The sequence below is a fragment of the Pseudomonas sp. RIT-PI-o genome, assembly GCF_001297215.1.
Taxonomy (GTDB): Bacteria; Pseudomonadota; Gammaproteobacteria; order Pseudomonadales; family Pseudomonadaceae; genus Aquipseudomonas; species Aquipseudomonas moraviensis_A.
This window is the reverse complement of record NZ_LHPA01000020.1, coordinates 162,197-187,250: the sequence shown is the minus strand read 5'-3', so window position 1 is coordinate 187,250 and position 25,054 is coordinate 162,197. Positions and strand designations below refer to the sequence as shown.

The 25,054-nt window shown below is 60.5% G+C and carries 13 protein-coding genes and 2 tRNA genes; 11 read left to right on the top strand and 4 right to left on the bottom strand.

Going from position 1 to position 25,054, the window contains the following annotated elements; translation table 11 throughout:
• Nucleotides 1–93 precede the first annotated feature (93 nt).
• Both AEQ63_RS09605 and AEQ63_RS09600 read right to left on the bottom strand, forming a co-directional pair.
• Nucleotides 94–180: transfer RNA gene (locus tag AEQ63_RS09605), tRNA-Leu, on the bottom strand.
• A 180-nt stretch (nt 181–360) separates the two neighbouring features.
• A tRNA-Leu gene (locus AEQ63_RS09600) sits at nt 361–447 on the bottom strand.
• Between the two features lie 225 nt (nt 448–672).
• Here AEQ63_RS09600 and rnr point away from each other — a divergent pair.
• The 7 genes from rnr (at nt 673) to dnaB (ending at nt 7,965) form a co-directional block, all read left to right on the top strand.
• Nucleotides 673–3,303: a ribonuclease R gene (gene rnr, locus AEQ63_RS09595; protein WP_064363092.1), complete on the top strand. Its 2,631-nt coding sequence runs from the start codon at nt 673–675 to the stop codon at nt 3,301–3,303.
• The gene (rlmB, locus tag AEQ63_RS09590) at nt 3,300–4,064 is read left to right on the top strand and encodes a 23S rRNA (guanosine(2251)-2'-O)-methyltransferase RlmB (RefSeq protein WP_024011372.1); all 765 of its coding nucleotides are present in this window, start codon (nt 3,300–3,302) and stop codon (nt 4,062–4,064) included. Before rnr ends, rlmB begins: the two co-directional genes overlap by 4 nt.
• A 306-nt stretch (nt 4,065–4,370) precedes the next feature.
• Nucleotides 4,371–4,793 (top strand): 30S ribosomal protein S6, encoded by a 423-nt coding sequence (gene rpsF, locus AEQ63_RS09585; protein ID WP_016771938.1) that lies wholly within the window; start codon nt 4,371–4,373, stop codon nt 4,791–4,793.
• A gap of 29 nt (nt 4,794–4,822) precedes the next feature.
• Nucleotides 4,823–5,053, top strand: a complete 231-nt coding sequence (rpsR, locus tag AEQ63_RS09580; protein ID WP_002551829.1) for a 30S ribosomal protein S18 — start codon at nt 4,823–4,825, stop codon at nt 5,051–5,053.
• A 36-nt stretch (nt 5,054–5,089) separates the two neighbouring features.
• A complete protein-coding gene (locus tag AEQ63_RS09575) occupies nt 5,090–5,983 on the top strand; it encodes a hypothetical protein (protein ID WP_064363089.1) in 894 nt (297 codons plus the stop codon).
• Nucleotides 5,984–6,001: 18 nt separating this feature from the next.
• The gene (gene rplI, locus AEQ63_RS09570) at nt 6,002–6,448 is read left to right on the top strand and encodes a 50S ribosomal protein L9 (protein ID WP_003221136.1); all 447 of its coding nucleotides are present in this window, start codon (nt 6,002–6,004) and stop codon (nt 6,446–6,448) included.
• Nucleotides 6,449–6,567: 119 nt separating this feature from the next.
• Entirely contained in the window at nt 6,568–7,965 is a 1,398-nt protein-coding gene (gene dnaB, locus AEQ63_RS09565) for a replicative DNA helicase (RefSeq protein WP_016771936.1), read from the top strand.
• 42 nt (nt 7,966–8,007) lie between these two features.
• Here dnaB and AEQ63_RS09560 read toward each other — a convergent pair whose 3' ends face one another.
• Nucleotides 8,008–12,402 (bottom strand): NEL-type E3 ubiquitin ligase domain-containing protein, encoded by a 4,395-nt coding sequence (locus AEQ63_RS09560; RefSeq protein WP_236705252.1) that lies wholly within the window; start codon nt 12,400–12,402, stop codon nt 8,008–8,010.
• Nucleotides 12,403–12,775: 373 nt separating this feature from the next.
• Entirely contained in the window at nt 12,776–15,388 is a 2,613-nt protein-coding gene (locus AEQ63_RS09555; protein WP_236705251.1) for a hypothetical protein, read from the bottom strand.
• A gap of 208 nt (nt 15,389–15,596) precedes the next feature.
• Here AEQ63_RS09555 and AEQ63_RS09550 point away from each other — a divergent pair, with 208 nt between their 5' ends.
• From AEQ63_RS09550 to AEQ63_RS09535, 4 genes are all read left to right on the top strand, one after another.
• Nucleotides 15,597–17,900: a YgiQ family radical SAM protein gene (locus AEQ63_RS09550; protein ID WP_064363086.1), complete on the top strand. Its 2,304-nt coding sequence runs from the start codon at nt 15,597–15,599 to the stop codon at nt 17,898–17,900.
• 405 nt (nt 17,901–18,305) lie between these two features.
• Complete coding sequence (locus AEQ63_RS09545) at nt 18,306–21,581, top strand: transglutaminase family protein (protein WP_064363084.1); 3,276 nt, start codon at nt 18,306–18,308, stop codon at nt 21,579–21,581.
• Between the two features lie 88 nt (nt 21,582–21,669).
• Nucleotides 21,670–24,156, top strand: coding sequence for a circularly permuted type 2 ATP-grasp protein (locus AEQ63_RS09540; RefSeq protein ID WP_064363082.1), 2,487 nt, complete (start codon nt 21,670–21,672; stop codon nt 24,154–24,156).
• A complete protein-coding gene (locus tag AEQ63_RS09535) occupies nt 24,156–25,046 on the top strand; it encodes a transglutaminase family protein (protein ID WP_064363081.1) in 891 nt (296 codons plus the stop codon). Before AEQ63_RS09540 ends, AEQ63_RS09535 begins: the two co-directional genes overlap by 1 nt.
• Nucleotides 25,047–25,054 lie beyond the last annotated feature (8 nt).

Here is a 25,054-nt window from a genome sequence, read left to right as displayed (position 1 = left end):
GGGTAGACCTGCGGAAATTCAGGGAGCCAGAAACGCAAAAACCCGCTTTCGCGGGTTTTTGGGAAATCCAAGGCCTGAACCTTGGATTTGAATTGGTGCCCAGAAGAAGACTCGAACTTCCACGACCGTAAGGTCACCAGCACCTGAAGCTGGCGTGTCTACCAATTTCACCATCTGGGCAATCATCGCAAGCGTTGCCGCTGTTGATGTGGCGCACTATACGGAGGCCTTTTTGATCTGTAAACCCCTGATTTGGTTTTAATAAATCAGAGTGAACAAAAGCTTTCCCGCAAATGCAAAAAACCCGCTTTCGCGGGTTTTGTGTGAGTCTTGAAACTGATCTAGTCTCAAACTCGAAATTGGTGCCCAGGAGAAGACTCGAACTTCCACGACCGTAAGGTCACCAGCACCTGAAGCTGGCGTGTCTACCAATTTCACCACCTGGGCATCATCGAAAGCGCTTGTGCGTCGTCGATGGCGCGCACTATACGGAGCGTCTTTTTAACTGTAAACCCCTGCTGCAGAAAAAACTGAATTTTTTTACCAGCGGCGTTCAAAAGCGTATCTGCGCGTCGATACAGGGCCTTGTAAGGCCTTATAGAGTCGGAAATTTCCCGTTTCCCGGCGCCTATGCCAAACTAACCCGCATATAGACAAGGTGAAAACTCTCTAATGGCCGATTGGCAGTCCCTCGATCCCGAGGCCGCTCGTGAAGCGGAAAAATACGAAAACCCTATTCCCAGCCGCGAACTGATCCTGGCGCACCTCGCCGATCGGGGTTCGCCTGCTGCCCGCGAGCAACTGGTCGAAGAGTTTGGTCTGACCACAGAGGACCAGATCGAGGCCCTGCGCCGCCGCTTGCGCGCTATGGAGCGCGACGCTCAATTGATCTACACCCGCCGCGGCACTTACGCGCCGGTGGACAAGCTCGACCTGATCCTCGGCCGCATCAGCGGTCACCGTGACGGCTTCGGCTTCCTCGTGCCGGACGACGGCAGCGACGACCTGTTCATGAGCCCGGCGCAAATGCGCCTGGTGTTCGACGGTGACCGTGCACTGGCGCGGGTTTCCGGGCTCGACCGGCGTGGTCGCCGCGAAGGCGTGATCGTCGAAGTGGTATCCCGCGCTCATGAAACGATCGTCGGCCGCTACTTCGAAGAAGGCGGCATCGGTTTCGTCGTTGCCGACAATCCGAAGATCCAGCAGGAAGTGCTCGTCACCCCGGGCCGCAATGCCAACGCGCAGATCGGTCAGTTCGTCGAGGTGAAGATCACCCACTGGCCAACGCCGCGCTTCCAGCCTCAGGGCGATGTGGTCGAAGTGGTCGGCAACTACATGGCGCCGGGCATGGAAATCGATGTTGCCCTGCGCACTTACGACATTCCGCACGTCTGGCCTGAAGCCGTTCTGAAGGAAGCTGGCAAGCTCAAGCCGGAAGTCGAAGAGAAGGACAAAGAGAAGCGCATCGACCTGCGCCATTTGCCGTTCGTCACCATTGACGGCGAAGATGCCCGCGACTTCGATGACGCGGTCTACTGCGAAGCCAAACCGGGCAAACTGCGTCTGTTCTCCGGTGGCTGGAAGTTGTACGTGGCGATTGCCGACGTTTCCAGCTACGTGAAGATCGGCTCGGCGCTGGATAACGAGGCTCAGGTTCGCGGCAACTCGGTGTATTTCCCCGAGCGCGTGATCCCGATGCTGCCGGAACAGCTGTCCAACGGCCTGTGCTCGCTGAACCCGCAGGTCGATCGTCTGGCCATGGTCTGCGAGATGACCATCTCCAAGTCCGGCGAAATGACCGACTACTGCTTTTATGAGGCAGTGATCCATTCCCACGCCCGTCTGACCTACAACAAGGTCAGCGCGATGCTGGAAACGCCGAAAGCTACCGAAGCGCGCAAATTGCGTGGCGAGTACACCGACGTCGTGCCGCACCTCAAGCAACTCTACGCGTTGTACAAAGTATTGCTGGCTGCCCGTCATGTGCGTGGCGCGATCGATTTCGAGACCCAGGAAACCCGGATCATCTTCGGTTCCGAGCGCAAGATTGCCGAAATCCGGCCGACCGTGCGCAACGATGCGCACAAGCTGATCGAGGAATGCATGCTGGCGGCCAACGTCGCCACCGCCGAATTCCTCAAGAAGCACGAAATTCCTGCGTTGTATCGCGTTCACGCCGGCCCGCCGCCAGAGCGTCTGGAAAAGCTGCGCGCTTTCCTGGGTGAGCTCGGCCTGTCCCTGCACAAGGGCAAGGACGGTCCGTCGCCGAAGGATTACCAGGCCCTGCTGGCCAGCATCAAGGATCGTCCGGATTTCCACTTGATCCAGACCGTGATGCTGCGTTCCTTGAGCCAGGCGGTGTACAGCGCTGAAAATGACGGTCACTTCGGCCTGAATTACGAAGCCTATACCCACTTCACCTCGCCGATCCGTCGTTACCCTGACCTGCTCACGCACCGCGCGATCCGCAGCGTGATCCATTCCAAACAGGACACCCCGCACGTTCGTCGTGCCGGTGCGATGACCATTCCCAAGGCGCGCATCTATCCGTACGACGAAGCGGCGCTGGAGCAACTCGGCGAGCAGTGCTCGATGAGCGAACGCCGCGCCGACGAAGCGACCCGCGACGTGGTGAACTGGCTCAAGTGCGAGTTCATGAAGGATCGCGTCGGCGAGTCGTTCCCGGGCGTGATCACCGCTGTGACCGGTTTTGGCCTGTTCGTCGAATTGACCGACATTTACGTCGAAGGCCTGGTGCACGTCACTGCGCTGCCGGGCGATTACTACCACTTCGATCCAGTGCATCACCGCTTGGCGGGCGAGCGTACCGGTCGCAGTTTCCGTCTTGGCGACACCGTTGAAGTGCGGGTCATGCGCGTTGATCTCGACGAACGCAAGATCGACTTCGAGATGGCGGAAAAAACCATCAGCGCGCCGATCGGTCGCAAGAAACGTGGCACCGAAACCGCTGCGCCTGCTGCCAAGGCTTCGGAAGAAAAGGCTCCAGCGAAAACCGCCAGCCGTCGTCCGGCCAAGGAAAAGGTTGCCGAAGCCTATCGCCCGAGCGATGCCGTGGCGAAAAACGCCGAGCTGCGCAAAAGCCGTGAATTGAAGAAGGCCTTGTTGGCCGATGCGAAAAACGGTGGTAAAGCGGCGTCCGGGGGAAAGACCGGGCGGTCGGCGCCTGACAGGGCGACCGACGGCAAGCCAGCCAAGCCGAGCAAACACCGTAAGGGCCCGCCAAAAGCGGGTTCCGCTCCAGCCAAAAGCGGCGGGGCGCGTAAACCGAAGGCGAAGTCATGAGTCAGTTGGAAAAAATCTACGGCGTTCACGCGGTAGAAGCGTTGCTGCGTCACCACCCCAAACGCGTCAAGCAGATCTGGCTGGCGGAAAGCCGCAACGATCCGCGCGTGCAGACGCTGGTCGAACTGGCCAACGAAAACCGTGTGCAGGTCGGCCAGGCCGAGCGTCGCGAAATGGACGCCTGGGTTGAGGGCGTGCATCAGGGTGTGGTCGCGGAAGTCAGTCCGAGCCAGGTCTGGGGCGAGGCGATGCTCGACGAGTTGCTCGATCGTACTGAAGGCGCGCCGCTGTTGCTGGTACTCGACGGCGTGACCGATCCACACAACCTCGGCGCCTGCCTACGTTCGGCCGATGCGGCCGGGGCGCTGGCGGTGATCGTGCCGAAAGACAAGTCGGCCACGCTGACCCCGGTTGTGCGTAAAGTCGCCTGCGGCGCAGCGGAAGTGATTCCACTGGTGGCCGTGACCAACCTGGCACGCACGCTGGAAAAGCTTCAGCAGCGCGGCCTCTGGGTAGTCGGCACGGCCGGTGAAGCCGAGGTCAGCATTTATGACCAGGACCTGACCGGCCCGACCATCCTGATCATGGGCGCCGAAGGCAAAGGCATGCGTCGCCTGACCCGTGAACATTGCGACTATCTGGTAAACCTGCCGATGGCCGGCAGCGTCAGCAGCCTCAACGTCTCGGTCGCCACCGGCGTGTGCCTGTTCGAGGCCCAGCGCCAGCGCGGGGCGAAGGCCAAGGCTGCCGCGAAAAAATAAGCTTCACGCAATCAATTGTAGGAGTGAGCCTGCTCGCGATAGCGGAGTTACATTCAGCACATAAGTTGAATGTTGCACCCTCATCGCGAGCAGGCTCACTCCTACATTGCTTTGCGCCAAGGCGAAGATCGGTGGTTGTTCAAATAATCACCAATTGCCTTGCACCTCTTCTGTCCCTTCTCTACAATTGCGCCCCTTGCTGTGACGGCAGGCACGCATGTGCCCCGCGCCAGCAAGTCCATAAGTGTCATTCACTCCTTGTCTGACCGTTTTTGAGCGGCAGGCTACAACCCGTAAGGAGCATTCATGCGTCATTACGAAATCATCTTTCTGGTCCACCCGGATCAGAGCGAGCAAGTCGGCGGCATGGTTGAGCGTTACACCAAGCTGATCGAAGAAGACGGCGGCAAAATCCACCGTCTGGAAGACTGGGGCCGTCGTCAACTGGCCTACGCAATCAACAATGTTCACAAGGCTCACTACGTGATGCTGAACGTTGAGTGCACTGGCAAGGCCCTGGCCGAGCTGGAAGACAACTTCCGCTACAACGATGCAGTGATCCGTAACCTGGTCATCCGTCGCGACGAAGCCGTTACCGGCCAGTCCGAGATGCTCAAGGCTGAAGAAAACCGCAGTGAGCGCCGTGAGCGTCGCGACCGTCCTGAGCACGAAGGCGCCGAAGGCACCGACAGTGATGACAGCGACAACAGCGATAACGCTGACGAGTAATCCACGGACCTTATTAAGGAGCCTATCAAATGGCACGTTTCTTCCGTCGTCGTAAATTCTGCCGCTTCACCGCTGAAGACGTGAAAGAGATCGATTACAAAGATCTCAACACTCTGAAAGCCTACGTATCCGAGACCGGCAAAATCGTTCCAAGCCGCATCACCGGTACCAAAGCTCGTTATCAGCGTCAGCTGGCCACCGCTATCAAGCGCGCCCGCTTCCTGGCCCTGCTGGCCTACACCGACAGCCACGGCCGCTGAGACCGGGCAGTCGACAAGTAGCAAAGGATTGAATGCATGCGCGCCTTAGCTGAGTTCATCATGCGAGGCCGAATGCAGGCCACTCTCGTGGTGGCCGGATGTGCAACATTGCCGTTGTTGTATTGGTTGGGTGCTGCCGCCGGGAGCCTTGTGCTGCTGCGGCGCGGATTGGCGGACGCCCTTGGCGTTCTGTCCCTGGGACTGCTGCCAGCCTTGATCTGGTGGCTGTATGCCGACGACCCACGGGCACTTCTGGTGCTGCTGGGGTCTGCGGTGCTTGCGTTGGTTTTGCGCGCAAGCGAATCCTGGGTCCGTACGCTGCTGGTCAGCGTAGTGATCGGAGTGGTGTTTTCAGTGGTGCTCGGGGTCGCGTTTGCGGCCCAGATCGAGATGCTCGCACAGGCCCTTATAAAGGTCATGCCGGCGCTTCTCGGTAAGACCTACAAGCAATTGTCGGTCGATGAGCAAGCGCGTTTCGCGTCCCTGATTGCACCGGTCCTGACCGGACTGATTGCGGCCTTGTTGCAGATCGTCAGCGTGCTGAGCCTGATTGTCGGGCGGCATTGGCAGGCGTTGTTGTACAACCCGGGTGGTTTCGGTCGCGAGTTTCGCGCCATCCGCATCCCGCTGGGGCCGGCGATGTTACTGCTGGCGTTGATGCTTCTGGGCCCGAATCTCGGTGCACAGATGGCCATGTTGACGCCGTTGTGCAGTGTACCGCTGGTGTTCGCCGGGCTGGCCCTGATTCATGGGCTGGTCGGGCAGAAGCGACTGGCCGGTTTCTGGCTGGTGGGGTTGTACGTCACGCTGCTGTTGTTCATGCAGCTGATCTATCCGTTGCTCGTGGTTCTGGCCATTGTCGACAGCCTGATTGATTTTCGCGGTCGTCACGTGTCGAAAGACACCGACAGCGCGAACGGTGAAGGTTAAAAGTTAGAGGATTTTCACATGCAACTGATCCTTCTGGAAAAAATCGCCAACCTGGGCAACCTGGGCGACAAAGTAAACGTTAAGGCCGGTTACGGCCGTAACTACCTGCTGCCTTTCGGCAAGGCTACCGCTGCGACCGCTGCCAACCTGGCTGCGTTCGAAGAGCGTCGCGCCGAGCTGGAAAAAGCTGCCGCAGACCGTAAGGCATCGGCTGAAAGCCGTGCTGCCCAACTGGCCGAGCTGGAAGTGACCATCACTGCCACCGCTGGCGACGAAGGCAAGCTGTTCGGTTCGATCGGTACTCACGACATCGCTGACGCACTGACCGCTTCCGGCGTTGAAGTGCAGAAGAGCGAAGTTCGTCTGCCGAACGGCACCATCCGCAACGTGGGTGAATTCGACGTGGCCGTGCACCTGCACGCCGAAGTTGAAGCCACCGTACGCGTTGTCGTGGTAGCAGCTTAAGCAACATCGATCGGCTGGCGGCTTGTCCGTCAGACGGTTAACATCGGGCACGATCCTGTTTACAGGTCGTGCCCTTTGTCTTTCTGAATTCCCCGCTTTTCACTAATACTCAAGTGGCCATGAACGATATCTCCGCTCCCGAGCAATACGATCTGCAAACCGCTGCCCTGAAGGTGCCGCCGCATTCCATCGAGGCCGAACAGGCCGTACTCGGTGGTCTGATGCTGGACAACAACGCCTGGGAACGCGTGCTCGATCAAGTCTCCGACGGCGATTTCTATCGACATGACCACCGCCTGATCTTCCGTGCCATCGCCAAACTGGCCGATCAGAACTCGCCGATCGACGTCGTGACCCTTGCCGAGCAATTGGACAAGGAAGGTCAGACGTCGCAAGTCGGCGGCCTCGGCTATCTTGGCGAACTGGCGAAAAACACGCCGTCCGTCGCCAACATCAAGGCCTATGCGCAGATCGTCCGCCAGCGTGCGACGTTGCGCCAACTGATCGGGATCAGCACCGAGATCGCCGACAGCGCCTTCAACCCGGAAGGCCGTACTGCCGAAGAAATCCTCGACGAAGCCGAACGGCAGATCTTCCAGATCGCCGAAGCGCGGCCGAAGACCGGCGGCCCGGTCGGCGTCAACGAGCTGCTGACCAAGGCCATCGACCGCATCGATACCCTGTTCAACACCGCAGACGCGATCACCGGCCTGTCCACCGGCTACACGGATCTCGACGAGAAAACCAGCGGCTTGCAGCCGTCCGACCTGATTATCGTCGCCGGCCGTCCGTCGATGGGTAAGACCACCTTCGCAATGAACCTGGTGGAAAACGCCGTGTTGCGCAGCGAGAAAGCGGTGCTGGTCTACTCCCTCGAGATGCCAGGCGAATCGCTGATCATGCGTATGCTGTCGTCGCTCGGCCGGATCGACCAGACCAAGGTGCGTTCCGGTCAGCTCGAAGACGATGACTGGCCGCGCCTGACTTCGGCGGTCAACCTGCTCAACGATCGCAAACTGTTCATCGATGACACCGCGGGTATCAGTCCTTCGGAAATGCGCGCGCGAACCCGGCGCCTGGTGCGTGAGCATGGCGACGTCGGTCTGATCATGATCGACTACCTGCAACTGATGCAGATCCCCGGGTCCAGCGGTGACAACCGTACCAACGAGATTTCCGAGATCTCCCGATCCCTGAAGGCCCTGGCCAAGGAATTCAACTGCCCGGTAGTCGCCCTGTCGCAGCTCAACCGTTCCCTTGAACAACGTCCCAACAAGCGCCCGGTGAACTCCGACTTGCGGGAATCCGGAGCGATCGAGCAGGACGCCGACGTGATCATGTTCGTTTACCGTGACGAGGTGTATCACCCGGAAACCGAGCACAAGGGCATCGCCGAAATCATCATCGGCAAGCAGCGTAACGGTCCGATCGGGTTCATTCGGCTGGCGTTCATCGGCAAGTACACGCGTTTTGAAAACCTTGCGCCTGGCAGCTACAACTTCGACGACGACGAGTGACAGCAGGACGAAATCGACCGGCCCGCTGTCACGCTGCACCGCTTACCCAGTCGCGCCGCTTGGTCCCGGACTTTCGTCCGCAGGCGTGCCGTCTACAGCAGGTGCCTCGACGGTCGCTCGGGGCTGCAGTTCCTTGCGCGTCAGCGTTTGAATCAAAGTCGCTTCGACAATCGCCAGCTGCGCCGTCACATCATCGGTTTTTGATTTGTATTGAGCGTCGGTCAGCAGGCGTTGCGCTGACTGGCTGTCCAGCATCTCTTGCCGATCCTGAAACGGCTGGCGGCTCGCATCGAATTGCGCCTGGTATTTGTGAACGATGAAGTCCTGCCAGAAATCCATCGATACCAGCGCCTGAAATTCTTCGGGCGAACCGTCCAGCGCAATGACCTTTTTATAAGCCACCTCCAGCATGGCCGGAGTCACCCCGGCCATGCCGATAAACGTAAGGGATTGCGGTTGAAACGGTAATTGCAGCCGATCCTTGAGGCCAAAGCGATAAGCCATGGTCATTTCATGGGGATCGCGGATGCGCAGGCTGTGGCTGTTTCGCAGCTCCGGGGATGTTGCCGGATTGTCGATGATTGCCTTGCTCGACGCGATCTCTGCTGCCGCAATCTCGTCAACGTGCTTCAAACGAAACAATCCTTTGGACAATTCCACCAATGGCCCGCCCTGCAGGTCCTGTCTGGCCTGCACGCGAGCCTTGTGCGTCATGGCCAGCACCTGCAGGTCGGTGAACGTCGCTGCGGCGAGGTCAGTGCAACCGGCTTCGCATGCGCGAGCGAACAGCTCCCTGCGCAAGGTTCGCGACTGCGGATTGTCTTGGGTGATGACATCGATCACGTCCCAGGCCTGGCGCCGGAAATCGGCGTGGTGAACGCGGCTTGCCAGGATGTTGAAGAAGCCGTCCGAGCCTTCATGTTCGCGCAATGTGCGCCATTGCGCTTTTCTGCGGGAGACTTCATCGACGGTTAATCCCGCAGTCCATTGCGGGTCCGGTTCCATGTTGTTTCTTGCAATGGGGCGCCGGGTAACGGTGACAGACGTCGAGATCAGGTTGGATCTTCGGTTCAGTGGCGTTCTCGCCAGCCTCAGTCGCTCGCCGTAGGCTTGCAACTGCAGGCGGCTGGCGTCAGACAACGGGTTATTGCTCACCAGCGTGCCACTGTTGACCTGAACCGAATGCGCCAGGCGCTCGACGGCCACTGGGGTGACAAACTCAGGAATCGTGGTGATCTGATTGTCGCTCAGATCGATTCTGGTCAGCCTGGGTTGATCGAACAGGCCGGTCGGCCACTGTGAGATTCCGGTGTTCGCCAGACTGGCTTCACGCATATCGGGGATCTGGCTGAAGTCCGGTAGCACGCCAAGATGCGGATTATTGTCTATCCAGAGTGCTCTGAGGGTAGTGCGTTCGGCCAGTATTTGCGCCGTTTCCGCGTTGAGTTCAAGTTGGTTGTTCTGCAAGAACAGCCGCGTCATCCCATGCATTTCGCCCACGGCCGGCGGTAAGTCCCCCAGCCCGTTGCTCGACATGTCGAGCCAGCGCACATGACGAAAGCGGGTGAGGAAACCTTCCGGAGACGCCGTCAGGCTCATTCCGCTCAACCGCAGTGAGCCAACGTGACTGAAGTCCATGCTCAGATCCGGCAGCGTCGGCAAGGTCAGGCCGCTCAAGTCAAGTTCCAGGCCAATTGGCGAGCCATCAAAAGCGTGCACCTGCGCCGTTTCACGCCGCCAGCAACTGATGATTCGATCACGCGCGGTGGTGCGGTCATTGCGGGTCATGGCGTTGATTTGCAGTTCATTGGCACGCACGTAATGCTGCCTGTTGCCAGCGCCGGAAAACACCCAATCGTCGAGCTGGCCTTTCAGCTGTTCGAACTCTTGTTCCAGCGCGAGCAAGCGCGGGGCAACGGTGCCTCGGTCATGATTCCAGATGAATTCTCTGCACTCTTTAATGGTTTTGGCCGGATACAGAGTTCGATAGCGTTGCGCCCTCGAGTTTTCGCTATCGAACACGGCGGGGTGGGCGGGCTCCATCAGTTCGGGGTGAGATTCTTTGAGGCGCTTCCAGTAGCTGTCGAATTTTCGCCAGTACGCAGCCGGAAAGTCGTTGCCTTCAAGCCGCGTGACATTGTTGATTCGCGCGACAACGGACAGCGTCTCGGGTGTCGGGTTGAGGTTCGCCTGGGGAACCTCGCTCAAGCGATTGTCGCGCAGGTCCAGGCTGGTCAAGCCGGTTTTATCCAGCAGCCCGACCGGCCACTGATTGAGGCCGGTGTTTTTCAGATTCAAGACCTGCAAGCCGGGCATGGCGCTGAAGTCGGGCACTGTGCGCAATTGGTTGTTGGACAGATCGATGTGTTTCAACTGATGCAATGCACTCACTGCCGAAGCGCTTTGCTCATCCAGCTTTATCCGGTTTGAACTCAGGTTCAGATGGCTGAGTTTGTCCAGCTCGGCAATCCTGGCGGGTAATTTTTCAAGGCCTGAGTGGACAATGGTCAGGCTTTGCAGATTGGGGCAGCTGGACAGCAGAGTAGTGGCCGTGTCCGACCAGATCACTGAGTCGAGTTCGAGGGTTCTGACGTGACTGAAGTCCACGGTCAGCAATGGCAGCGGGCCGTACATCGGTGGCAGTTTCAGCACGCCATCCGAGTCGCCCAGCCAGCAGCCTCTGATGATTCTTGCCAGGCGCGTTGCGTTGATCCTGTCCGGCCCCATGACGCTGGCCGGGCCGGGTTGACTGTCGGCTATATAGGCTTGCAGTTGCGTTTCCAGCAGTTCGAAACCGGCAATCCGTTGGACTATCCGAGTCTCGGCGCCATCACCCAGGCCGATCAGATACTCCCTGGCGGCTTGCACATCCTTGTCCGGGTACATGCGTCGTACCATCGCTAATTCAGGAATTTCCCCATCCAGTCTGAACGCATCTGCACGAGAGTCAGTGCGCATCGATGGAAAATCGTTCGCCACACGCCGCCAGTACACTTCGAGGGTTCGCCAATAGCCGGCAGGGAAGGGGTTGCCTTCAATCAGGGTGACCGAGTTGATACGGGCGCTGGCCAAGAATTGATCGCTGGGCGGATTGAGGATCGCCTGCGGAATTTCGCGCAGTTGGTTGTTGCGCAGGTCGACCACCTGCAGTGCCCCCTGCTCGCGCAGACCGCTGGGCCAGCTCTGCAATCCGGCGTTGCTCAGGTTCAATGACCGCAGTTGCGACATGCCGCTGAAGTCTGGCGTTTTTCCGAGCGGGTTACCCGACAGATCCAGTTGTTCGAGCTGGTGGAGCGCGCCGAGTTCTATCGCCTTTTGCTCACTCAGCTCGATGTGATTGGAGTTCAGCTCCAGGGTTTTGAGACCGGACATGTTCGCAATGCCGGCGGGCAGCTTATCCAGAGAGGAGTGGGTGACCGAAAGTTTTTCGAGGTTGGGAAAACTGCCGAGGAAGGTGTCGGCGCTGTCAGTCCAGGCAAGCGCTTTCAACTCCAGCGTGCGTACATGGCTGAAATCGGCAGTCAGTGGGGCGAGGATTGCATTCCCCAGGTCAAGTTTCAGCGTCTCCCCGGTCTGGCGCTTCCAACAGCGTTTGATTTCTTCGACCGCATGCTCCACCGCGGGGTGCGCAGGGTCGGTGGCGGACTCTGGGGAAGTCTTCTTGATCCAGGCAGCGAGTTCTGCCTTGAGCAACGTGTATTCATTCTCGCGCTGGCTCAGAAAGCTGCTGACGTTTTCCCCCTTCGAGCGCAAAAGTCGAGTGATTCCCTCGCTGTCGAGTGCCGGAAAGAGCTTTCGTGCACGCGACTCAGGGGTACGCAAACGATTGACCGCCGTGGCAAGCCGTTGCAACAGGCCTGGGTGTGCGGGGTCGCCCGACTCGCTACGGAACATGCCGCCGGCACCGCCGACCTCGGTTCCCAGCCAGCCTTCGCGGGCATCGAAAATAATCGGTTCCGACCGCCCCGGACGCGTGGCGATATACGTATTGGCGCTGTCACGGGCAACCGGATCCTGCGCACGGACGATACGCATCACCGTCGTCGACGGGGTTGACGCATCAACGTCGTGCAGCACTTGATAGCTGTGGTTGTCGATCACCGCATACAGTTTGCCGTTGAACCGGTGCAGACCATCGTTGCCGCTTTGCAAGCCGCTGAAGTCCAGCGGTGTACGGAATGCCTCCAGGCGGGTGACCGACAACGCGATACCGATCGGTTCGAATTGTTCCAGCTCATGCCAGACACCTGAACTGGAGTCGCGCAGCAGCACCGGGCCCGAGGGGCTGGACTCGCTGGGCCGTCTGGCTCTGTACAGTCCCGTTTCCGGATCCTTGCCGACCAGTACGATGCCACCGGGCACGTCGACGTACTGGCGGCCCTTGTGCGTTCTCAAACCGTCAGCGTTGCGATCCGACAAACCGCTGGCCGCGGGCACCCAGTAGTGCTCCAGGGACTGGCTTGCCCCATGCGCATTATCAATGGGCGACCCGGGCTGATGAACCGTGACGCCTGGTGCCGGCTCGATCGCGTCGATATCGGCTGGCGTTGGCAAGCGGCCCGGTCGTGATGACTGCCCACCGGGTATCGAGATCTCTGAAGCTGTGCGCAGTGGCAAGTCGAGACGCGGGGTGTCCACGTCTGGCACAGCGTTTTGCCGAACCGGGGGGTTGCCGGAACTGTTTCCTCTGGGAGGCGATTTAACGGGCATGTCTTTCTATCCTTGCAGGGTTTGCGCATCAGCCCGACTGAACGGGAACTGATGGCAGGGTCGGCGTCATTGCCTGATGGATGGTGTTGTCCTGAGTCCTTCACTCAGCCCTGGCGGGCACAGCAGCCGGGTTGGCCAGTGCAAATATTTTGCTCGCGGTCTTGCCATCGAAGGTCTGGCGCCAGATCGCCACGTGCGGCAAGCCGGCCTGTTCGTCGCGGCGCTGAGCGTCGATGCCGCGTCGGCTCTGTTCGAGGGTTTTAAGGTGGCCGCCCCGTGTGGTGAAACTCAGGGGCGGGGCGTCGCGCTGGTCATAGTGGAAATGTGCCTCCCACAGCGGTGCGTCATTGGCGCGATCAGTGATCGAATAAACGTCGAGAAACGACTTGCTCTTGCCTTTGCCCAACTGCTTGCGATCAACGGTTTTGCTCACGCTGACTTCGTCGGCATCCATCAGATAATTCAAACGCATGATGTCGAGCACGTCGCTGTTCTTGTACATGCGCACAAGAACGCTTCGGCCATGCGCTTCCAGTAACCTGGCAGCGGTTCGCAAACGCGCAGCCAGGTCGAGGATTTCGCGGTCACCGGGCGCGTCCTCATGGCCTTCCAGGCGTCTCGCCTGCTCGTTCATACGCTCGGTTTCTTTGCTCAGGTCTTCGACAATCTCGCTCGGATTGGCTTTTCTGGTTTCATCCACCCTGGCCTTGGCAACGTGTTGTTCGACATCGGTCAGTAACCGTTTCGCCTCGGCGACCAGCTGGGGGCTTGGGGTGCTGGCGATAGGCGGTCGCACTGGCAACCATTCACCTTGTCTTTTTTCATAGCGGGCGGAGGGAGAGCCTGGGCGCAACGGGTCTGGAACCCTGACGATGACATTGCCGTCCTGAGCGGTTTCCGTTTCGCCGACCAGAACCCGGTAGGTGCCGTGTTGGCGGACCCGGAAAACTTTTCTCGGTGTCAGGGGGCGGGGACTTTCGGAAGGGTCGGGCTGCGCTGGCAGGAAATCGAAATCGATATCGTGGTCGATGTCGGGCAGTTCCCGATCGCGGCCGATCGATTCCAGAATGCCGCTGAGCCTGTTTTCGATCCGCGTCTCGAGTGGATCAATCAGATTGAGGATTTCCCTGAGATACCCGGCCTTCACAGCATCGGTGTCAGCGTTGGCGACCAGTTGCATTGCAAATCGGGACCTGTCCGCCCTGATCTGGTCAAGGCTCAAGAGCAGCGCCATCGGGTGCTCGTGTTGCGGAATGTTTTTCAGGTCTCCGGTGACCAGGTCGACACAGGAAAGCGATGGCATGGTGGTATTGGGCGAATGGTCTGGCGTGCCCGCATAAAGGTGTACGTAAAGGGTCAGCTTGTTGAAGTTGATGCGCTCGGCCGACGGTACTTGCTGCCTGATTTCTTCGAGTATCGGCTCCGCTCCAGGCGCGGCTTTTCTGATTTCTGCCAACACCACTTCACGTTCTTCGATAAACCTCAGTTTCTTGTTCAGGTGAGGAATGATCTTTTTGCAACTGTCGGCATCCAGCCTGGAAATCGTAGGCTTGACCCTCAGGTCCATGACCGCCATGAGGCGGTTGAGGAATTCGCCGCGTTCTATGCGAAAGGTGTGCAGTTCCTCCTTGAACAACCCGCCGGCTTTGGCAAGGACCAGCCATTTCCTGTTGAGCACCAGCGATTCCACGAAATCCGCCTGCTTTTGCACATGCTTGAGCAGGTGCACTTCAAGGCTCAGCAATTTTGCGTTTCGCTCTGCGCTGCCCTCTGGCAGTTTCCGGGTCTCTTCCCAGAGGGTGTTATGACGTGCCGAGGAGTTGGTCAAATCGGTGTGGGCCTTGTGAAAAGGCTCATACATCTGCATCAGCGTATCTTTACTCAAGCGCGCAATCTCTGCGTCCTGAATGACTTTCTTCAGGTCTGGCAGGTGATAGACCCAGCGACTGCCGTCATCGCGCCTGACCGGCCGCGTCTCGCCGCTGCGGCTGGCCCGGTAGATGTTTGCGCTGTCGGCTGCCACGGGGTCTTTCTGGTTGACGATACGCCAGGCTTTTTGTGTCGCCGTGGAGGCGCTCACATCGTGCATGACCCGATAAACGTGATTGTGCAGGGTCAGGTATAGCCGACCCTCATGGCGCAGCAATCCGTCGCTGTCGACCTTGGCGTCGGTTATATGCACAGGCGTGTGAAACGTCTGCAGGTGAGTGTCGGCCAAGGTAACGGCGTCACCGTCGTTGAGCGAATGCCACAGTCGGCTGCCAGTGTCACGCAGCAGGAGCGGACCCGAGGCAACCCGCTCGGCGGCGAGTTGGGCGCGGTAGAGGCCGGTCTGCGGATCGACTCCGACCAACACGATGCCGCCATCCGCGACATCGACGTATTCGCGTCCTTTGTACGTCCTCAAGCCCTCGGTATTGGCGAGGGACAAGCGTTCAGGAGCCGGGATTCGATAGCGCTCCAGCGATTGTGGCCCTGTGGCGCCCCTTTCTACCGAGGCCGTAGTCGCATGCGCTATGACGACGGGAGATTGTCTTGTCAGCTCAGGGCCGGCTGTGCCGTGAGTGCCGAGCGGCCGCACCGGAGGAGGGGTGGACAGGGACGGTTCAGGCTGCGTCCGTGGCGCTCGCCCGCTATGGCCTGGCTGCGGCGAATCAGGGCTGGTCGGAAGATTGACTTTGATGCTGCCCTTGGCGGGCTGTTTGGGTGACATTGCTTCATCCTTGAAGGGTTGTCACATCAGTCGGCACAGATGCTCGACTAATGGATGTTGTATTGGAACACTGATTTTTTTCACTGTGACGGGCTGTCAGGCAGGCTCGACGTGGTTGTAAGAGAAACCGACCATTGCCGTCGGAATTGGTTAATTTTTGTGCTATATTCCGCGCCCGCGATTTTTCACTTCAACACCGGTCGTCGACATGCAAGCAGCCAAGCCGTTATTTGACTATCCAAAATATTGGGCCGAATGTTTCGGGCCAGCGCCATTCCTGCCGATGAGCAGGGAGGAGATGGATCAGCTTGGCTGGGATTCGTGCGACATCATCATTGTTACCGGAGATGCCTACGTCGATCACCCGTCGTTCGGCATGGCAATCATCGGCCGGCTGCTGGAGTCGCAAGGCTTTCGCGTCGGGATCATTGCGCAGCCGAACTGGCAGTCCAAAGACGACTTCATGAAGCTCGGCGAGCCGAATCTGTTCTTCGGCGTCGCGGCGGGCAATATGGACTCGATGATCAACCGCTACACCGCGGACAAGAAAATCCGTTCCGATGACGCCTACACGCCCGGCGGCATGGCCGGCAAGCGTCCGGATCGCGCGAGCCTGGTCTACAGCCAGCGCTGCAAGGAAGCCTACAAGCATGTACCGATCGTGCTCGGCGGCATCGAAGCCTCGCTGCGGCGCATCGCCCACTACGACTATTGGCAGGATCGCGTGCGCAACTCGATCCTGATCGACGCCAGCGCCGACATTCTGCTGTACGGCAATGCCGAGCGGGCCATCGTTGAAGTCGCCCAGCGTCTGTCGTGGGGTCACAAGATCGAAGACATCACCGATGTCCGCGGCACTGCGTTCATCCGTCGCGACACGCCGCAGGGCTGGTACGAAGTCGACTCCACGCGCATCGACCGTCCGGGCAAGGTCGACAAGATCATCAACCCGTACGTGAATACCCAGGACACTCAGGCCTGCGCCATCGAGCAGGAAAAAGGCCCGGTCGAAGATCCGCAGGAAGCCAAGGTGGTGCAGATCCTCGCCAGCCCGCGCATGACCCGCGACAAGACCGTGATCCGCCTGCCGTCGATGGAGAAGGTGCGAAACGACCCGGTTCTGTACGCCCACGCCAACCGCGTGCTGCACTTGGAAACCAACCCGGGCAACGCCCGTGCGCTGGTGCAGAAGCATGGCGAGGTGGATGTCTGGTTCAACCCGCCGCCGATTCCGATGACCACCGAAGAAATGGACTACGTGTTCGGCATGCCGTACGCCCGGGTGCCGCACCCGGCGTACGGCAAGGAAAAGATCCCCGCCTACGACATGATCCGTTTCTCGGTGAACATCATGCGTGGCTGTTTTGGTGGCTGCACCTTCTGCTCGATCACCGAGCACGAAGGCCGCATCATCCAGAACCGTTCCGAAGAGTCGATCATTCGCGAAATCGAAGAGATCCGCGACAAGGTCCCGGGCTTCACCGGCGTCATTTCCGACCTCGGCGGCCCGACCGCGAACATGTACCGCATCGCCTGCAAGAGCCCGGAAATCGAATCCGCGTGCCGCAAGCCTTCCTGCGTGTTCCCCGGCATCTGCCCGAACCTGAACACCGACCACTCGTCGCTGATTCAGCTGTACCGCAGCGCCCGTGCGTTGCCGGGTGTGAAGAAAATTCTGATTGCCTCCGGGCTGCGTTACGACCTCGCCGTCGAGTCGCCGGAGTACGTCAAGGAGCTGGTGACCCACCACGTCGGCGGTTACCTGAAGATCGCCCCGGAACACACCGAGGAAGGCCCGCTCAACCAGATGATGAAACCGGGCATCGGCAGCTATGACAAGTTCAAGCGCATGTTCGAGAAGTACACCAAGGAAGCGGGCAAGGAGCAGTACCTGATTCCGTACTTCATCGCCGCCCACCCGGGCACCACCGACGAAGACATGATGAACCTCGCCCTGTGGCTCAAGGGCAACGGCTTCCGCGCCGACCAGGTGCAGGCGTTCTACCCGTCGCCGATGGCCACCGCCACGGCGATGTACCACTCGGGCAAGAACCCGCTGCGCAAGGTCACCTACAAGAGCGACGGCGTGACCATCGTCAAGAGCGAAGAGCAGCGTCGCCTGCACAAGGCATTCTTGCGTTACCACGATCCGAAAGGCTGGCCGATGCTGCGTGAAGCGTTGGTGCGCATGGGCCGCGCCGATCTGATCGGCTCGGGCAAGGATCAGTTGATTCCGGCGCATCAGCCGACGACCGACAGCTACCAGAGTGCCCGTCGCAAGAACTCGACGCCGGCCGGCAGCCACAAGGTCGCCAAAGAGAAGACCACCAAGATCCTCACCCAGCACACCGGCCTGCCGCCGCGTGCCAGTGATGGCGGTAATCCCTGGGACAAGCGTGAACAGGCCAAGGCTGCGGCATTTGCCCGCAACCAGCAGGCGGCCAAGGAGCGCAAGGATGCGGCGAAGGGCAAAGGACCGAAGCCGACGCGCAAGCCGGTCGTGCCGCGCTAAATACTGCTTAAGCTGAACAGAACGCCAACCTCCGGGTTGGCGTTTTGCATTTCTGTCGTTGGATTTATTCAGGCCCCAAGATCCATCCCCCTCACCCCAGCCCTCTCCCCCAAGAGGGCGAGGGGGAAGGGAGCAGATCTCCATGCTTTTCGAAATCCGGGTTCGACTCAGGACTTTCACGTCGGCGTATCTCTTACATCCACCTCGGTCAGTCTCCTCTCCCTTTGGCAGGGCTAGGGTGAGGGGCTCTTCGCAACATTTGCGTGCAACTGAGCCAAAGCATTTCCTCGCATCGCCCGGTTTTGGTGCTGTACTGCCTTGAGCATTTCGAGAAAGCGCGCTGGCCTGTGCATGGCATAAGTCTTGCGCGCTTTCCTCTACGCCCAGGCTCGCAGGAGGCACGCCGTGTCGATTCATGTCGCATTGCATCACGTCACGCATTATCGCTACGACCGCGCTGTCGAACTCGGCCCGCAGATCGTCCGCCTGCGCCCGGCGCCCCACAGTCGCACGCGGATTCTGTCCTATGCGCTGAAAGTCTCGCCCGAGCAGCATTTCATCAACTGGCAACAAGACCCTCAGGGCAATTACCTGGCACGCCTGGTATTCCCGGAAAAAACCACAGAGCTGCGCATCGAAGTCGATCTGCTCGCCGAGATGGCCGTGTTCAACCCGTTCGACTTCTTCCTCGAACCCTACGCCGAAAAAATCCCGTTCAGCTACGCCGCCGATGAGCGCAAGGAGCTGGCGCCGTACCTGGAAATCTTGCCGCTGACCCCGACCTTCAACGCTTACCTGGACAGCATCGACCGCACGCCGCTGCCTGCCGTGGATTTTCTGGTGGCGCTCAATCAGCGTCTCAGCGAAGACATCGGTTACCTGATTCGCATGGAACCGGGCGTGCAAACCCCGGAGCACACTCTCCAGCACGCTTCTGGCTCCTGCCGCGACTCGGCATGGCTGCTGGTGCAGTTGCTGCGCAATCTCGGTCTGGCGGCACGGTTTGTCTCCGGTTACCTGATTCAACTGACCGCCGACGTGAAAAGCCTCGACGGCCCGTCCGGCACCGACGTCGACTTCACCGACCTGCATGCCTGGTGCGAGGTGTATCTGCCGGGTGCCGGCTGGATCGGCCTTGATGCCACGTCCGGGCTGTTCGCTGGTGAAGGACATATCCCGTTGGCCTGCAGTCCCGATCCGTCCTCGGCGGCGCCGATCAGTGGTCTGGTCGAACCTTGCGAAACGCAGTTCAGCCACGAGATGTCAGTCGAGCGAATCTGGGAAGCGCCGAGGGTCACCAGGCCCTACACCGATGAGCAATGGCGGGCGATCCAGGCGCTGGGCCGGCAGATCGACGCCGACCTGCTCGAAGGCGATGTGCGCCTGACCATGGGCGGCGAGCCGACCTTCGTCTCCATCGATGACCCCGACGGCGCCGAATGGAACACCGCCGCGCTGGGGCCGGACAAGCGTCGGCTGTCCGCCGAACTGTTCCAGCGCATGCGCAAGCAGTACGCGCTGCAGGGGCTGGTGCATTTCGGCCAGGGCAAGTGGTATCCCGGCGAACAATTGCCGCGCTGGTCGCTCAATTGCTACTGGCGCCGCGACGGACAGCCGATCTGGCACAACGCCGCATTGATTGCCGACGAGCAGGAGGACTACGGCGCCGACGGCGAACTGGCCGGGCGCTTTCTGGCCAGCGTCGCCGAGCGTCTGAAGTTGCCTGCGCGCTTTGTCTTTCCGGCCTACGAGGATCATCTCTATTACCTGTGGCGCGAGGGCGCGTTGCCCGGCAACGTCAGCGCCGAAGATTCGCGCCTGGAAGATCCGTTGGAGCGCGCCCGGCTGCGCAAGGTTTTCGGTCAGGGCCTGAACAAGGTGATCGGTCAGGTGCTGCCGCTGGCGCGCACGGCCAAGGGCGATCAGTGGCAGAGCGGGCGCTGGTATCTGCGCGATGAACATTGTCGTCTGGTGCCGGGGGATTCGCCCTTGGGGTATCGCTTGCCGCTGGCGTCGCAGCCGTGGGTGAAGGCGGCGGAATATCCGTTCATCCATCCCAACGATCCGAATCAGGACTTTGCCGAGCTGCCGGATCCCGCGCAGCTCAGTGTGCACGGCGAACCTGCTGCGCTGGATGAGCGCGTGCCGAAAATCGATGAGTCCGCTGACTGGCTGACCCGCACCGCATTCTGCGCCGAGGCTCGTGAAGGGCGGCTGTACTTGTTCATGCCACCGCTGGAGCGGGTCGAGGATTATCTGGAACTGGTGTCGGCCATCGAGGCCACCGCCGAGGAACTGCATTGCCCGGTGCTGCTGGAAGGTTATGAGCCGCCGAGTGATTCGCGCCTGAGCAATTTCCGGATCACTCCGGATCCTGGTGTGATCGAGGTCAACGTGCAGCCGTCGGCGACCTGGGACGAGTTGGTCGAGCGCACCGAGTTTCTTTACGAACAGGCGCGGCAAACCCGCCTGACCACCGAGAAATTCATGATTGACGGGCGCCACACCGGTACCGGCGGCGGCAACCATTTCGTCCTCGGCGGCGCGACACCGGCGGATTCACCATTTCTGCGGCGGCCGGACCTGCTGCGCAGCCTGATCAGTTATTGGCACAACCATCCGTCGCTGTCGTACCTGTTTTCCGGGCTGTTCATCGGCCCGACGTCCCAGGCGCCACGGGTCGATGAGGCGCGCAATGATGCCTTGTACGAACTGGAGATCGCTTTCGCGCAGATACCCGAACCGGGCGAAGAATGCGCGCCGTGGCTGGTGGATCGGCTGTTGCGCAATCTGCTGATCGACGTTACCGGCAACACCCATCGCGCCGAATTCTGCATCGACAAACTGTATTCGCCGGACGGCGCTACCGGGCGTCTCGGTTTGCTTGAATTGCGCGCATTTGAGATGCCGCCACACGCGCAGATGAGTCTGGCCCAGCAGTTGCTGTTGCGGGCATTGGTTGCAAGGTTCTGGCGCGAGCCTTACGCGCCGCCGAAGCTGGCGCGCTGGGGCACTGAGCTGCACGACCGCTTCCTGCTGGCGCACTTTATCGAGCAGGATTTTGCCGACGTCATCGTCGAGCTCAACCATGCCGGCTATCCTTTGCGCGCGGAGTGGTTCGCTGCGCATCTGGAATTTCGTTTTCCCAAGGTCGGCGACTACGCCGTCAACGGCATCGAGCTGGAGCTGCGCCAGGCCCTCGAACCCTGGCACGTGCTGGGCGAGGAGGGCTCGGCGGGCGGCACGGTGCGCTACGTCGATTCTTCGCTGGAGCGCTTGCAGGTCAAGCTCAACGGCCTGGCGCCGCAGCGGTATCTGCTGACCTGCAATGGCGTCGCGGTGCCGTTGCACCCGACCGGACGGGTGGGCGAGTTTGTCGCCGGGGTGCGCTTTCGGGCCTGGCAACCGGCCAACTGTCTGCACCCGACCATCGCGGTGCACGCGCCGCTGGTGTTCGACCTGCTCGATACCTGGATGGGACGTTCGCTGGGCGGTTGCCAGTATCACGTCACCCACCCCGGCGGACGCAATTACGAGACATTGCCGGTCAACGCCAACGAAGCGGAGAGTCGGCGCATGGCGCGGTTTTTCCGCCTCGGACATACCCCGGGGAAACTTGCGATACCTGAAGTGGACATCAGTGACGAACTGCCGATGACCCTCGATTTGCGACGTTTCTAAGTCTCACGTGACACGCGGATTTTTCGTATATCCGCGTGTCACGTGCCTGCGTTAGTCTGACCGTTCCCTGCTGTCTGCCGAGCTTTCCATGCCTGACCTGCTAGACCGCTACCCGCTGAACGCGGGCACCTACCACGAACTGCTCGACGGCAGCGGCGCAGTGCGTCCGCATTGGCAGCGGCTGTTCGATCAGTTGCAGCGCAGCAGCCCCGCGCAACTGGTGCAACGCCAGGCCCTACTGGCCCGGCAGATTCAGGAAAACGGTGTCACCTACAACGTCTATGCCGACCCCAAAGGCGCCGATCGGCCGTGGGAACTGGATCTGTTGCCCCATGTGATTGCGGCGGATGAGTGGCAGCAATTGTCCGCCGGCATTGCTCAGCGTGGGCGCTTGCTCAATGCGGTGCTGGCGGATCTGTACGGCCCGCAACGGCTGATCAGCGAAGGTCTGCTGCCGGCAGAGCTGGTGTTCGGGCACAACAATTTTCTCTGGCCCTGTCAGGGCATTGCGCCGCCCGAGTCAGCCTTTTTGCATTTGTATGCCGTGGATCTGGCGCGCACGCCGGATGGCCGCTGGTGGGTCACCGCTGATCGCACTCAGGCGCCGTCCGGTGCCGGCTATGCGCTGGAAAACCGCACCATCGTCTCCCGCGCCTTTCCCGATTTGTACCGTGATCTGAAGGTTCAGCATCTCGCCGGATTCTTCCGCACGTTGCAGGAAACCCTGGCGCGTCAGGCACCGGAGGGTGATGACGCACCGTTGGTAGTGCTGCTGACCCCAGGGCGTTTCAACGAAAGTTATTTCGAGCATCTGTATCTGGCCCGCCAGCTCGGTTATCCGTTGGTCGAGGGCGGCGATCTGACCGTGCGCAATGCCACGGTGTACCTGAAAACCCTCAGCGGCCTGCGCCGGGTGCACGCGATCATGCGCCGCCTCGACGATGATTTCTGCGACCCGCTGGAGTTGCGTACCGACTCGGCGCTGGGCGTGCCCGGCCTGCTCGAAGCGGTGCGTCAAGGGCGGGTGCTGGTGGCCAATGCGCTCGGCAGCGGGGTGCTGGAATCGCCGGGCCTGTTGGGCTTTCTGCCGAAGATCAACCAATTCCTGTTTGGTGAAGACCTGATCCTGCCGTCGATCGCCACCTGGTGGTGCGGCGAAGCACCAGTGCTGGCGCAAGCGCTGGAAAAACTCCCTGAACTGCTGATCAAACCGGCGTTTCCGTCGCAAAGCTTCGCGCCGGTTTTCGGCCGTGATTTGAATGAAAGTCAGCGCCTGGAGCTGGCGCAACGCATGCAGGCGCGGCCTTATGCCTATGTCGCGCAAGAACTGGCGCAACTGTCGCAGGCGCCGGTCTGGCAAGCCGATGACGGTCAACTGCAACCCCGCGCGATTGGCATGCGCATGTACGCCGTGGCCAGCCACGATGGCTACCGCGTATTGCCGGGCGGGTTGACCCGAGTGGCGGCCGACGCCGATGCCGAGGTGGTGTCGATGCAGCGCGGCGGGGCGAGCAAGGACACCTGGGTGCTGAGCGATCGTGCGCCGAGTGGCGAGCAGTGGAAGGCACAGCGCAATATCGGCGTGCATGATCTGGTCCGACGCGATCCGTACTTGCCGTCGCGGGTGGTGGAAAACCTGTTCTGGTTCGGCCGCTACTGCGAACGCTGTGACGACAGCGCGCGGCTGCTGCGCATCATGCTCACGCGCTATGTCGATGGTGATGATCCGCAAGCGTTGCAGGCGGCGGTCGATCTCGGTGAGCGACTGGCGCTGTTGCCGGATGAAGGCGAACTGCCGGAACGCTTGCTCGCTGCGTTGCTGGGCGAGGATTGGTCGTTCAGCCTGCGTTCCAACTTGCAGCGCTTGCAGTGGGCCGCCTCGCAAGTGCGCGGCAAGCTGTCCCGCGAGAACTGGCAGGCGCTGGTCGAATTGCAGCGCGAGGCACTGGAGCTGGAAGTCGATGAGCCGGACTTCGGCGAACTGCTGGATTTCCTCAACCGTCTGGTGATGTCGCTGGCGGCACTGTCGGGGTTTGCCCTGGATGACATGACCCGCGACGAAGGCTGGCGTTTTCTGATGATCGGCCGACGCATCGAACGCTTGCAGTTTCTCAGCAGCAGTCTGGCCGCGTTTCTGCGCGGTGCCGGTGCGTTCGATCAGGCGGGGCTTGAGTGGTTGCTGGAACTGGGCAACAGCAGCATCACCTATCGCTCGCGCTATCTCGCGGTGGCACAGTTGATTCCGGTGCTCGATCTGCTGTTGCTGGATGAGCAGAACCCCCACGCCGTGTTGTTTCAGCTGAAACTGGTGACCCGCACGGTGAAGCGTTTGAACGACGATTTCGCTGCGCCTCGCGAGACCGGATTGCCGCAACTGGTCGAACGCCTGTCGCGGTTTGATCTCGGCTGTCTGGAAAATCCGCTGTTCGGCAAATCCAGCGTACGTGCCGCGCTGGACGGTCTGGCCGATCTGTTGCAGGAAATCGCCGAGGCCAGCGGCCAGGTATCGGATCGTCTGGCGTTGCGCCATTTCGCCCATGTCGATGATGTCAGCCAGCGTACGGTGTCGGTGTGATGAGCGCTCAGTATCAGATCTTTCACGACACCTGTTACCAGTACGACAGCCCGGTCTCCCTCGCGCAGCAACTGGCGCACCTGTGGCCGCGCGAATGCAGCTGGCAGCGCTGCACCGAGCAGCAACTGCTGATCAGCCCCGAGCCGACCATGCGCCGCGACGAGCTGGACGTGTTCGGCAATCCGCTGACGCGCCTGGCCTTCGAACGGCCCCATGACCAGTTGCAGGTCAACGCCCGGCTGACGGTTGAGGTGCTGGCGCGACCGGCGCTGGATTTCAATCAGTCCCCGGCGTGGGAGCACACCCGCGATGCGCTGACCTACAGCGGCCAGCCGTTGTCCGCCGACTTGCTCGAAGCCTGTCGCTACCGGTTCCAGTCGCCTTATGTGCATTTGAAGCGCAGCTTCGTCGAGTTCTCGCACAGCTGTTTTCCGCCGGGACGTCCGGTGCTGCTCGGCGTGCAGGCGCTGATGCAGAAGATATTCAGCGAATTCACTTTCGATGCCGACGCCACCCAGGTGGCGACGCCGCTGGTGGAAGTGCTGGAGCGTCGACGCGGGGTCTGTCAGGACTTTGCCCACCTGATGCTGGCCTGCCTGCGCTCGCGGGGGCTGGCGTCGCGTTATGTCAGCGGTTACCTGCTGACCCAGCCACCGCCGGGGCAGCCACGGCTGATCGGCGCCGACGCTTCCCATGCGTGGGTATCGGTATTCTGCCCGGTATCGGGATGGGTGGATTTCGATCCGACCAACAATGTGCAGCCGGCGCTGGAACACATCACGTTGGCGTGGGGAAGGGACTTCTCCGATGTATCGCCGTTGCGCGGGGTGATTCTCGGTGGCGGTAATCACGACCCGGAAGTGCGGGTCACGGTGATGCCACTGGAATAACGCAGATC

Bases quoted from the DNA above. Each gene is read 5' to 3' on its own strand.
- AEQ63_RS09555 (WP_236705251.1), bottom strand. From the start codon at position 15,388: ATGTCACCCAAACAGCCCGCCAAGGGCAGCATCAAAGTCAATCTTCCG.
- rlmB (WP_024011372.1), top strand. From the start codon at position 3,300: ATGAGTCAGTTGGAAAAAATCTACGGCGTTCACGCGGTAGAAGCGTTG.
- rnr (WP_064363092.1), top strand. From the start codon at position 673: ATGGCCGATTGGCAGTCCCTCGATCCCGAGGCCGCTCGTGAAGCGGAA.
- AEQ63_RS09575 (WP_064363089.1), top strand. From the start codon at position 5,090: ATGCGCGCCTTAGCTGAGTTCATCATGCGAGGCCGAATGCAGGCCACT.
- AEQ63_RS09535 (WP_064363081.1), top strand. From the start codon at position 24,156: ATGAGCGCTCAGTATCAGATCTTTCACGACACCTGTTACCAGTACGAC.
- AEQ63_RS09540 (WP_064363082.1), top strand. From the start codon at position 21,670: ATGCCTGACCTGCTAGACCGCTACCCGCTGAACGCGGGCACCTACCAC.
- rpsF (WP_016771938.1), top strand. From the start codon at position 4,371: ATGCGTCATTACGAAATCATCTTTCTGGTCCACCCGGATCAGAGCGAG.
- AEQ63_RS09550 (WP_064363086.1), top strand. From the start codon at position 15,597: ATGCAAGCAGCCAAGCCGTTATTTGACTATCCAAAATATTGGGCCGAA.
- dnaB (WP_016771936.1), top strand. From the start codon at position 6,568: ATGAACGATATCTCCGCTCCCGAGCAATACGATCTGCAAACCGCTGCC.
- rplI (WP_003221136.1), top strand. From the start codon at position 6,002: ATGCAACTGATCCTTCTGGAAAAAATCGCCAACCTGGGCAACCTGGGC.
- rpsR (WP_002551829.1), top strand. From the start codon at position 4,823: ATGGCACGTTTCTTCCGTCGTCGTAAATTCTGCCGCTTCACCGCTGAA.